Genomic DNA, 11475 nt, shown 5'->3' with positions numbered 1-11475 from the left:
CCCAGGTCATCCGGATCGGCAGCTTCTCGAAGACGCTCTCCGCCTCGATCCGGTGCGGCTACATCGCGGCGCGGCCGGAGTGGGTGGAGGCGCTGGTCGACCTTCAGGTCGCGACGACCTTCGGCGGCCCGAGCCCGGTCGCGACCGAACTCGTCGGCGCGGCCCTGAACGACGGCAGCTATCGCAAACACCTGGACGGCCTCCGCCGGCGGCTGGCGCGGGCACGGCGCGAGACGGCGCAGAAGCTCGACGCACTCGGCCTGCGGCCCTGGCTGATGCCGCGCGGCGGCTTCTACCTCTGGTGCGCCCTGCCGGACGGCCGCGACGCGGCGGCGGTCGCCCGCGCCGCGCTGCGCGAAAACGTCGTCCTCGCCCCCGGCAACGTTTTCAGCGTCTCCCAGTCGGCGTCCCACTTCCTGCGCTTCAACGTCGCCCAAATGGTCGATCCACGCGTCTTCGACGTGCTGGCGCTGGCAATGGCCGGCCGGGGGTGAGGGACCGGCTTGTGCATGGCCGTGGGGTGCGGGCCAGGAGTGGTGTTCGCATTTGGCCCAAAGGAGACGCCTCCCCCTATTCTAACTTACTTACAGCAGCTACGCCATGAAATCAAATCCGCGATTCATGGCCATCAAACTTCTTTAAAGTATTCTCATGATTCCAGTGATGAACAAGAATGTCTTTCTGAGTAACAGTTAGGGTTTCCATTAGGGCCGAAATTTTTTCATCAAGATCTTTATCGATAAAAAGAGAAACTTGGCCAGTACATTTAAACAAATTGAAAGATTCTGATAAATGATATTCGGGTGTTATTTGCTCTCCCATTTTATAAATTGTAATTTTTCCTTCTTCATCGACTCGATACTTAAGGATATGCCGTCCTTCTTCAAGCTCTGTATGAGCATACCATTTATTTCGGAGATCGTAGAAGCGCTTATGCAGCTCCTTAAGATCCGTTTTATTTGCAAATATTTTGTCAGCCGGTAGCGCCGTTCGCTGGCCATGATTAAACATCGTGATGTAGGAAACAACTAGCCCAGCAAAGAATTTCTCGATGTTCGTAACAAGCTGCACATCTATAAAAGAAAGAACTGTTGCAATACCGTTCCTCCTGACGGCATCCCAAATATTATTCCTATCTATATCAAATTGCGACATTGCTCCAGCCTTGCCTGCTCCAAGGGCTTCGGCAAGATGCTTGGCGCTCGCATCCATATCCTGTAGAATCTGTTTGGATTTCTGAGACATCGGCGGCGGAGGCGCAGACCCAGATATGCCGTTAATGACGTTGAGCGATAACATAATATCTATTGCTTTCCAACTTTGCTCAATCCTATCCTCTATTGATATAATTCTGTGACTTTGCTGCTTATTCAAGGACTTCATAAAATCATCTGATAACCTCAGCGGCTTTTTCATTACGTCCCACCATGCAGTTAAGGATTGGACTCCAAACGGAAGATCATTTAGCCCCAAACCTCGGTGACGGACAAGGTGGAGAAAAAATACCGCTACCCCCCCAAAGGCTCGCGCTCGGATTGCGGTCATAAAAGTGACGTAAGGAAAACAGGGAAAAAAACATCATTGTCATTCGCTGAAGCGGACCAATGACTGTATTTGGCCTAAGGCTGACACAGTCGAAACACCCCCCGTCGGGTCAGTCTGCGGCCGTCCGGACCGAATCACCCCCCCATGGCGACGGCCCACCCTGACCATGACACCGCGCCGTCATTCGCGCACATCCGTGCCATAATGCGGCTTCCCAGGCGCGGAACTTGCGTACACACCTGAATCCCCCTAATCCTCCCCCGCTTCACCGGGTGGACGGCGGATGATTCCGAAGATCCTGCATCAGCTCTGGAAGGACGCGGACGTTCCCGAACGCTTCGGGCATTTCCGGGAGACGTGGCGGCGGCATCACCCGGACTGGCAGCACCGGCTGTGGACGGACGCCGACCTGCACGCCTTCGTCGCCCGCGAATTCCCCGATTTCCTGCCCGTGTACGAGGCGTACGCGGAGCCGATCCGCCGCGTCGACGCCGCCCGCTACCTGATTCTGAAGCGGTACGGCGGGCTCTACGCCGACCTTGATTTCGAATGCCTGAAGCCGATCGATCCGCTGCTGGACGGGCACACCTTCGCCATCGGGCTGGAGCCGGAGTCGCATCTGGCGCTGGAGAAGGCGGCGGTGCGGGGGATGACGCGCATCCTCTGCCCGTCGCTGATCGCCTCCGTCCCCGGCCACCCGTTCTGGGACCATGTGGTGGAGCAGCTGCGCCGCCACGCGCACGAGGCCGATGTGCTGGACGCCACGGGGCCGTTCCTGCTGACCCGCGCGCTGGACGGCTTCGCCGATCCGGGGTCGGTCACGCTGCTGCCCTCGCACCTCGTCTACCCGGCGGACAAGGTCGACTGCTGGGAAGGCCGCCTGTTCGACATCCGCACGTGGGAGCGGCTGACCCGCGACGCCTGCGCGCTGCACCACTGGGACGCCACCTGGGTGCCGGGATTGGTGCGCGGCGACGGCCGGCCGGCGGAGCTGCGGATCATGGTGACGGAGGGCGACGCCGCCCCGCCGCCGGCCCCGGACGCCCCGCCGCCACTGGTGTCCTGCCTGATGGCGACGCGCGACCGGCCGGCGCAGGCGCTGCTGGCCATCGACGGCTTCCGCCGCCAGACCTACGCGAACCGCGAGCTGGTGATCGTCGACGATGGCGCCGACGATGGTGGTGGTGGCGGTGGCCGGCTGGCCCGCGCCGTGGCGGCGCTGGGCGACCCGCGCATCCGGCTGGTGCGCCCGCAGGATCCCGCAACGAACCTGGGCCGGGCGCGCAACCGCGCCGTCGACCTCGCGGCCGGGACCTACGTCTGCCAGTGGGACGACGACGATCTGTACGACCCGCTGCGGCTGGAGCTGCAGATGGCCGTCCTGCGCCACAGCGGGGCGCGCGCCTGCCTGTTGAGCCGCTGGATGGTCTGGTGGCCGGAGGCGGAGCGGCTGGCGATCTCCCGCCAGCGGCCGTGGGAGGGGTCGCTGCTGTGCGAGAAGGCGGTGCTGCCGCGCTATCCGGAGCTGGCGCGGGGCGAGGACACGCCGGTGGTGGAGCGCCTGCTGCGCACCGTGCGGGTGGTGCATCTGGACGAGCCGCGGCTGTACCTCTACGTCGTGCACGGCGCCAACACCTTCCCCGCCGGCCATTTCGACGAGCAGTGGCAGGCCGCCGACCCGCGCTGGGAGGGGGAGCGCGCCCAGGCGGTGGCGACGGAGCTGGCGAAGCGGCTGCCGCTGGCGGCCTATGGCCGGGCGCTGGCCGAGCGGACGGCGCAGCACCTCGACGCGCAGGCGCGCGCGGCCGGCGCCGAGCGGCGCTGGGCGGACGCGCTGGCGCTGTGGGACCGGGCGCTGGCGGGCGCCCCCTGGCACTGGCCGGTGCGGCTGGCCCGCGGATTGGCGCTGCTGGACCTGGGACGGTTCGAGGAGGCGGAGGCCGACTTCACCCGCGTCATTGCCCAGCCGCCGGGCATGGCGGCCGGGCTGGAGGCGCTGGCGGGGGCGGCGGCGCGGCGGCGGGACTGGCCGGCCGCGCTGCGGCGCTGGCAGCGTCTGTCCTGCGCCGCCCCGGCCTCGCCGGAGGCGATCGTCGGGCTGGTGACCACGCTGGTCGAGCTGGGCCGCCTGGACGAGGCGGAGGCGCTGGCCCGCCGCCGCACGCCCGTCCTCGGCCGGGCCGAGGCGGTGGTCGCCCGTGCCGCCGTGCTGCAGCGCCGCCAGGACGGTGCCGAACTGGCGGCGCTGCTGGACGCCAACGCCGACGTGGCCGCCGCCAACCCGACGCTGCGCGCCCTGCACTTCCACACCCTGCAGGCGCGCGGCGAGATGGCGCGGGCCCGTGCGGCGGTCCAGGCGGGGGACCAGGCGGCGGATGGCGGCGGCGGAAGCCCGGTGCTGAACGACCTTCTGCAGGTCGCCTTCACGGCGGACGGCGCCGACGCGGCGGGGCGCCGCCGGCTGCACGCGCTGTGGCGCGCGCACGGCGCGGCGATCCTCAGCCCCGACCTGCTGGGCCTGACCGCCCAGGCGGTGCGGGAGGCGGAGGGGGACGCCGGGCTGCGCGCCCTGCTGGACGCGGTGGACGCCCTGCCGCCGGTCGATGCGCGGGCGGTCAAGCTGCGCCTGCTGGCCGTGTTCGAACGGCTGCGCGGCGGGCTGGACGCCGGCACGGCGGAGGACGCGCTGCGCCGCCTCGCCGACGCGCAGGACCGCCAAGCCCCCATGGGCCACTGGGCGCAGGCGTTGCGCCGCTTCGCCGACGGGTTCGACCGGCTGCGCGAACGCTTCCCCGCCTTCCTGGTGGACAGCGGCTGGCGCCGCGCGTCCGCCGAGGCGGTGGCCGACCGGATCATCGCCGCCCACCGCGCCGGCCGGCCGTTCAGCCTGGTCCGGCTGGGCGACGGGGAGGGCAACTTCCTGCCCTACCCGGCCGGGCAGGAGGCGCACGCCGGCCCCGACCGGGACGCCACGCAGCGCATCTGGTGGGGGGCCGCGCGCCTGGAGGGGGCGGCGGCCGACGCCATGACGGCGGCGCTGGCCCGCGCCGTGCGCAACGCCGACGTCGTCGGCGTGCCGGACCTGTCGCGCCTGTGCTACGGCCTGCCGCTGCCGACGCCGCCGTTCCTGTTCCACAGCTGGCACGACTACCGCGGCCTGCTGGCGATCCTCGACCATCTGGGACGCCAGGGGAGCGGGGGCGGCGAGGGCGCGCTGTTCGCGCCGGGGCAGACCATCACGTCCTGCCACATCCACGCCGACCTCGCCGCCTGGGGCCAGTACGAGCGGCTGTTCGCCGCCGTCGGCCGCGTGTCGCTGGTGACCTGCCACCCGGCACTGCCCGACGCGCTGGCCCGGCGCTTCGGCGTCGCGATCGGGCAGCTCTACCGCATCCCGCACGAGGCCAAGTACGCGGCCCAGTTCGGTTACGCCGACGCGGGCGACCACTATCCGCACGCCTTCCGGGCGCTGGAGCGGACGCTGGCGGTGCGCGCGCCCGGCGAGGTGTTCCTGGTGGCGGCCGGCTTCCTGGGCAAGATGTACTGCGACTGGATCAAGGACCGCGGCGGCATCGCGCTGGACGTCGGCAGCGTGGTGGACCACTGGTGCGGCTTCGCCACGCGCAGCCTGCACTTCACCCAGCGCTACGCGGCGGCGCCGGAACCCGCCGCCACGCCGGGCGTCAACCTGTTCGGCCACGTCGGCGCCGGGGTCGGGCTGGGAGTGGCGGCGCGCGGAACGGTCGCGGCGCTGAAGGCCGCCGGCATCCCGCACGCGGTGTTCGATCTGGACGCCGACCCGGACGCGCCGGCCGGTGCTGAGCCGGCGGACCCGCCGCACGGCGTGAACATCATCCACACCAACCCGGATTTCCTGTTCCAGGCGCTGGCGTCCGGGCGCGGCGGGCTGACGCCGCAGGCGTTGCGCGGGCGCGTCAACATCGGCGTCTGGGCGTGGGAGAGCGCCACCAGCTTCCCCGCCGGCTGGGAGAAGGCCTTCGCCCTGTTCCACGAGGTCTGGGCGCCCAGCCGCTTCACGGCCGAGGCGCTGCGGCGCCTTTCGCCGGTCCCCGTCGCGGTGGTGCCGCACGTGGTGGAGCCGCACGTGGTGGAGCTGGGTCCGCCCGCCGTCACCCGCGCCCAGCTCGGCCTGCCCGAGGACGCCTTCGTCGTCGCCTTCCTGTTCGACGAGTTGAGCGGCTTTTCGCGCAAGAACCCGCTGGGCGCCATCGCCGCGTTCCGCCAAGCCTTTCCACGGAATGACGGCCGCGCCGCGCTGGTGATCAAGGCGCGCACCCTGTCGGCGGAGAACCGCGCGCGGCTGGAGGCGGCGGCGGGCGGCAGCCCGGCCATCCTCCTGCGCGTCGGCGACACGCCGCGCGAGGAGGCGCTGGGCCTGATCTCCGCCTGCGACGCCTACCTGTCGCTGCACCGGGCCGAGGGGTTCGGGCTGACCGTGGCGGAGGCCATGGCGCTGGGCAAGCCGGTGGTCGCCACCGCATGGTCGGGCGTGCTGGATTTCCTGGCGGCGGACTGCGCCGTCCCCGTGCCCTGCACGCCGGTCACGCTGACGGAACCGGACGGCTACTACCCGGCCGGCACCGTGTGGGCGGAGCCGGACCTGGACGCGGCGGCGCGCGCCCTGCGCGCCCTGTTCGACGACCGCGTTGCCGCCCGGCGCATGGGCGAGCGCGCCGCCGCCCGCATCCGCGCCACGCTGGGCGCCGGGGTGGTCGGCGCGCGCGTGCGCGACCGGCTGGCGGCGCTGACGGTCGATAAGGCCCTTCTCCCCTTGAGGGAGAAGGGTTGGGATGAGGGGTCGTTACGCCCGGAGGGCGGAAAAGAATCATTCTCCGGCTCTCCAAGCCGTAATACCCCTCACCCCAACCCCTCTCCCTCAAGGGGAGAGGGGCTTCAAGCGATCGCACCGGCGGCGGTTCCGGCGCCCAGCGTTCTGGTGCTGACGCCGGTGAAGAACGCGCGGCGGCACCTGCCGGCCTTCCTCGCCATGCTGGAGCGGCTGGACCACCCGCGCGACCGGCTGTCGCTGGGCTTCCTGGAGGGCGACAGCGACGACGGCTCCCACGCCTTCCTGGAGGCGGAGCTGCCGCGCCTGCGCGGCCTGTTCCGCCGGGTCGTGCTGATGAAGCACGACCTGGGGGTACGGCTGGACGGGCCGCGCTGGGCGCCCGCGGTGCAGCGCCCCCGGCGCGCCGCCATCGCCAAGGCGCGCAACCGCCTGCTGAACGCCGCGCTGGCCGACGAGGAGTGGGTGCTGTGGGTCGATGCCGACGTGCTGGACGCGCCGCCCGACGCGCTGCGGCGCCTGCTGGCGGTTGGGGGCGACATCGTCGTGCCGCACTGCGTGCTGGAGCCCGGCGGGCCGACGTTCGACCTCAACAGCTTCCGGATCACCGACCCGGACGGCGAGGCCCGGCACATGGTGGACGGGCTGGTGCAGCCGCCGCGCGGCGTCGGCCGGCGCTACCTGGACAATCTGCGCGGGCAGGGGCCGGTGCCCCTGGACAGCGTGGGCGGCACCATGCTGCTGGTGCGCGCCGACCTCCACCGCGAGGGCCTGATCTTCCCGCCCTTCCCCTACCGCGGCTACATCGAGACCGAGGGTCTGGCCATGATGGCCCGCGACATGGGCATCACCTGCTGGGGCCTGCCGGACCTGGAAATCGTCCACGCCAGGGACTGAGTCCCGGCTATCGCCGTTTCTTCCTGACTCGGCGCTTTTAATTGCCCGGCCGGCGGCGTCCACGCCCATGACTTCGGCCGCGCGGCGGCGTCACGCTTTGTCGAATTTCGTTACTTGACACACGCGCGTGTGTTACCCGACCTTTGGCTCAAGGGTGCACAAAAGGTTCCGCGTCCCCGCCACGCCGGCCGGAGCCGCGCCGCCGCAATCACGGCGTGTGTCGAAGTCCGTCCGGCGCTGCAATCCGACGTTTCGCTTGCCTTGCCGCCAACCATTACGACTTGCCGAGCCGAGAGATTTCGCCCATGGCCACGTTGACGCTCACCGGATCGAACGCCAACACGCTGACCGGCACGAACGTGAGCGGCGGCACCGTGGCCACCACGGGCGACGACACCATCAGCGCCAGTTCCGCGCAGATCTCCGGCTCCACCATCGACGGCAACGGCGGCACCGACGTGCTGCAGCTCACCGGCGGCGGCGCCTTCAACCTGAAGGCCGCGGCGCTGCTGAACGTCACGTCGATCAAGCTGATGTCCTCCTCGACCGTCACCGGCACGACGGGCGCGGACCTGATCAGCGGCTCCGGCGCTGAGGACACGCTGATCGGCGACCTGGGCAACGACACCCTGCACGGCGATGCCCACCACGACGTGCTGTCGGGTGGCGACGGCAACGACAGCCTGTACGGCGGCCTCAACAACGACACGCTGTACGGCGACGCGGGCGACGACACGCTGTCGGGCGGCGCGCACGCCGACATGCTCTTCGGCGGCGCCGGGAACGACGTCTTCGCCATCAGTTCCAGCACCGACTTCGTGGCCGGGGAGACCATCGACGGCGGCGACGGCACCGACACCATCCTCCTGGTCTCGGCCAGCGGCCTTCAGTACGACTTCAGCGGCGCCATCAGCATCGAGCGCATCGAACACAGCGGCAACCAGGACTTCGGCATCACCGGCGGCGCCAACAACGAACTGATCATCGGCGGCAGCGGCCGGCAGACGCTGTTGGGTGGCGCTGGCGAAGACACCATTTCCGGCGGGGCCGGCAACGACACCATCACCGGCGGCGACGGCAACGACGTGTTCCAGTTCGCGGCGTCGGGCGAGGGCAACGACCTCATCACCGATTTCGCTCCGGGCGATCTGATCCGCGTCGCCGGCCGCTCGTCCGGCGGCAGCATCACCAACGGCGGCAGCACCGTCGCCGCCAACTCCGTCCAGGTCAGCACGTCGAACGGCGTCACGACGCTGTACGTCGACACCGACGGCGTCGCCGACGCGGCCGAACTGACCGTGCTGCTGACCGGCACCTACCTGTCGGGCGACTTCGCGTTCTCGGGCGCCGACATCACCCGCAACGCACCGGTCTTCACCACCGGCACCGACACCTTCACCGACACGTCGGGCAACGCGCTCGCCGTCGGCGCGGGGGTCGGCACCATCAACGCGGGCGACACCATCGACGGCGGGGACGGCAACGACACGCTGGCCGCCATGCTCGCCGACGGCGAGACGACCGGGGCGGCCACCATCGCCGGCTTCGACAATCTGAACATCGCGGTGGCCAGCGGCCAGAGCGCCACCTTCAACGCGCTGAACGTCACCGACTCCACCCTCAAGCCCAACGGCGCCGGCCTCCACGTCATCACCAACGCCTCGGTCCGCGTGGAAGGCGCGGGGATGACGGGGGCGGGCCGGTTGGATCTCGCCTTCGCCGACACCATCAGCGGCTTCTACGGCGGCATCGGCTTCGGCGGCAGCAATTCCGACACGCTGCACGGCGGCAACGGCAACGACACGATCTACGGCGTCGGCGGCGCCGACACGCTGCTGGGCGAAGGGGGCAACGACGTGCTGTCGGGCGGCCCCGGCAACGACAGCATGGTCGGCGGGGACGGAGCCGACGGGCTGTCCGGCGGCGACGGCGCCGACACGCTGCTGGGCGGCGACGGCAACGACACCGTCAACTTCGCCGTCGCCGAACTGGCGGGCGGCGACAGCGTCGACGGCGGCGCCGGCACCGACACCCTGCAGCTCAATTCCGGCGGCAGCTTCGACCTGTCCGGCCTGTCGTTCACCAACTTCGAAGTGATCCGCGGCTCCACCGCCCACGACACCATCACCGGGAATTTCGGCAGCACGCCCTACCTCTTCGAGGGACTGAACGGCAACGACAGCATCGTCGGCGGCGGCGGCAACGACACGCTGTCCGGCGGCGGTGGCAACGACACGCTGTCGGGCGGGGCGGGCGACGACGTATTCTCGTTGGGCACCTCCACCGGCGAGATCACCGCGAGCGAGCTGATCGACGGCGGCACCGGCAACGACACGATCTGGCTGACGAGCTTCGGCAGCTACAACCTTTCCCAACCGACGCTGAACGGCATCGAATCCATCGTCGTCGCCAACGCGCTCAGCGCCTCGGTGACCGGCGGCGCGGCCGACGATTCCATCGTCGGCAACGCGGCGGTCGACCTGCTGCTCGGCGGCGCTGGCAACGACACGCTGTCGGGCGGCGACGGCAACGACACCCTGTCCGGCGGGGCCGGCAACGACCTGCTGGCGGGCGGCGAGGGCAACGACCTCTTCGCGCTGGCGGCGGCCAATATCGCCGGCTCCACCGACACGCTGAGCGGCGGCAACGGCACCGACGCCATCGTGCTGGGCGGCGCCGGCATCTACGACTTCTCCGCCGTCGAGATCCACGGCGTCGAACAGGTTTTGGGCAGCAGCGGCAACGACGGCATCTCCGGCCTGGCCGACGCCGACGTCACCTCGGCCGGCTTCCTGGTGGACGGCGGCGGCGGCAACGACACCCTGGCCGGCGGGACCGGCAACGACACGCTGTCGGGCGGCAGCGGCAACGACGTGTTCGCCTTCGCCTCCACCGGCAACGGCACCGACCGCATCGCCGACATCGCGGAGAACGAGATCATCCGCGTGACCGGGCGCGCCTCCACCGGCGGCACCGTCACCGACGGCGACGGCAGCAACGTCGCCGCCAATTCGGTGCAGGTCAGCACGTCGGGCGGCGTCACGACGCTGTACATCGACACCAACGGCGCCGCCGGCGCGGCCGAGCTGACCGTCACGCTGACCGGCACCTTCGCGGCCCGGAACTTCGCGCTGTCGGGCACCGACATCACCCACGTCGTCCCGCCGATCTTCTCCACGGGCACCGACAACTACACCGACGACCCCGGCAACGCGCTGACGGCCGCCGCGGCGACCGGCACCATCAACGCGGGCGACACCGTGGATGCCGGCGACGGCACCGACACGCTGAACGCCACGCTCGCCAACGGCGAGACGACGGGTCCGGCGACGCTGACCGGCTGGGAGAACCTGAACCTCACGGTGGCCAGCGGCGCCACCGCCACCTTCGACGCGCAGAACGTCTCCGCCTCCACCCTCAAGCCGGTGGGGGCCGGCGCGCACGTCATCACCAACGCCTCGGTCAGCGTCGACGCCTCCGGCCTGACCGGCGCCGGCACGCTCAACGCCACCTTCACCGGCGGCAACGTGACGGCGATCGGCGGCGCGGGGCGCGACACGCTGTCGGGCGGCTCCGGCGCCGACACGCTGTCGGGCGCGGCCGGCAACGACCTGCTGTACGGCGGTGACGGCAACGACGTGTTCGGCTACGCCGCCACCGACACCGGGCAGGTCGACGTCATCGGCGACTTCGCGGCGGGCGACGTCATCCGCGTCGGCTCCGCGACGCTCGGCGGCATCGCCAGCGGCACCGGCACCGGCCTCGCCGCGCGCGGCGTCCAGGTCGGCGCGACGAGCGGCGGCTTCACCCCCCTCTACGTCGACCTCGACGGCAACGGCGGTGCCGCCGACCTGACCATCAACCTCGCCGGCAGCTTTACGGCCGACACCCTGCGCGTGTCGAACAACGAGATCAGCGTGTACACCGCGCCGCCCAGCACCGGCGGCGGGGGCGGCGACAACGGAGGCGGCGGCACGACGCAGACGGTGGACGGCGTCACCGTCCAGCAGACGACGCAGACCGCCAGCGACGGCACCCGCACGGAGACCCTGACGGTTCCCATCATCACCGCCGGCCGCACCGAAGAGAACGCCGCCACGCCCAACGCCGACATCCCGCTGGCCCGGGACAGCGGCGGGCAGGACCTGCTGACCGCGCACGTGCCGGTCGGTGTCGGCCTGACGGTGGAGAGCACGACCACCACCGCCAGCGGCGTGCAGGGCCTG

4 protein-coding genes are annotated in these 11475 nt (G+C 70.1%); 3 read left to right on the top strand and 1 reads right to left on the bottom strand.

Annotation, left to right across the window (positions count from 1 at the left end):
• On the top strand, positions 1-494 hold a 494-nt coding region (locus tag VED21_RS34205; RefSeq protein WP_324890392.1), incomplete at its 5' end, for an aminotransferase class I/II-fold pyridoxal phosphate-dependent enzyme.
• 112 nt (positions 495-606) lie between these two features.
• Here the strand turns inward: VED21_RS34205 and VED21_RS34200 are convergent.
• Positions 607-1416 carry a hypothetical protein gene (locus VED21_RS34200; RefSeq protein ID WP_324890391.1) on the bottom strand — a complete coding sequence of 270 codons (810 nt, stop codon included), beginning with the start codon at positions 1414-1416 and terminating at the stop codon, positions 607-609.
• Positions 1417-1828: 412 nt separating this feature from the next.
• Between VED21_RS34200 and VED21_RS34195 the strand changes: the two genes are divergently transcribed.
• Both VED21_RS34195 and VED21_RS34190 read left to right on the top strand, forming a co-directional pair.
• On the top strand, positions 1829-7249 hold the full coding sequence (locus VED21_RS34195; RefSeq protein WP_324890390.1) for a glycosyltransferase: 5421 nt from the start codon (positions 1829-1831) through the stop codon (positions 7247-7249).
• Positions 7250-7554: 305 nt separating this feature from the next.
• Positions 7555-11475: beta strand repeat-containing protein (locus VED21_RS34190; RefSeq protein WP_414638379.1), on the top strand; the 3921-nt coding region annotated here is incomplete at its 3' end.

Origin of the sequence: Azospirillum sp. (genome assembly GCF_035627195.1) — a bacterium.
GTDB lineage: Bacteria > Pseudomonadota > Alphaproteobacteria > Azospirillales > Azospirillaceae > Azospirillum.
The sequence above is the reverse complement of the archived record's forward strand: the minus strand, read 5'-3'. Positions and strand labels throughout refer to the sequence as shown.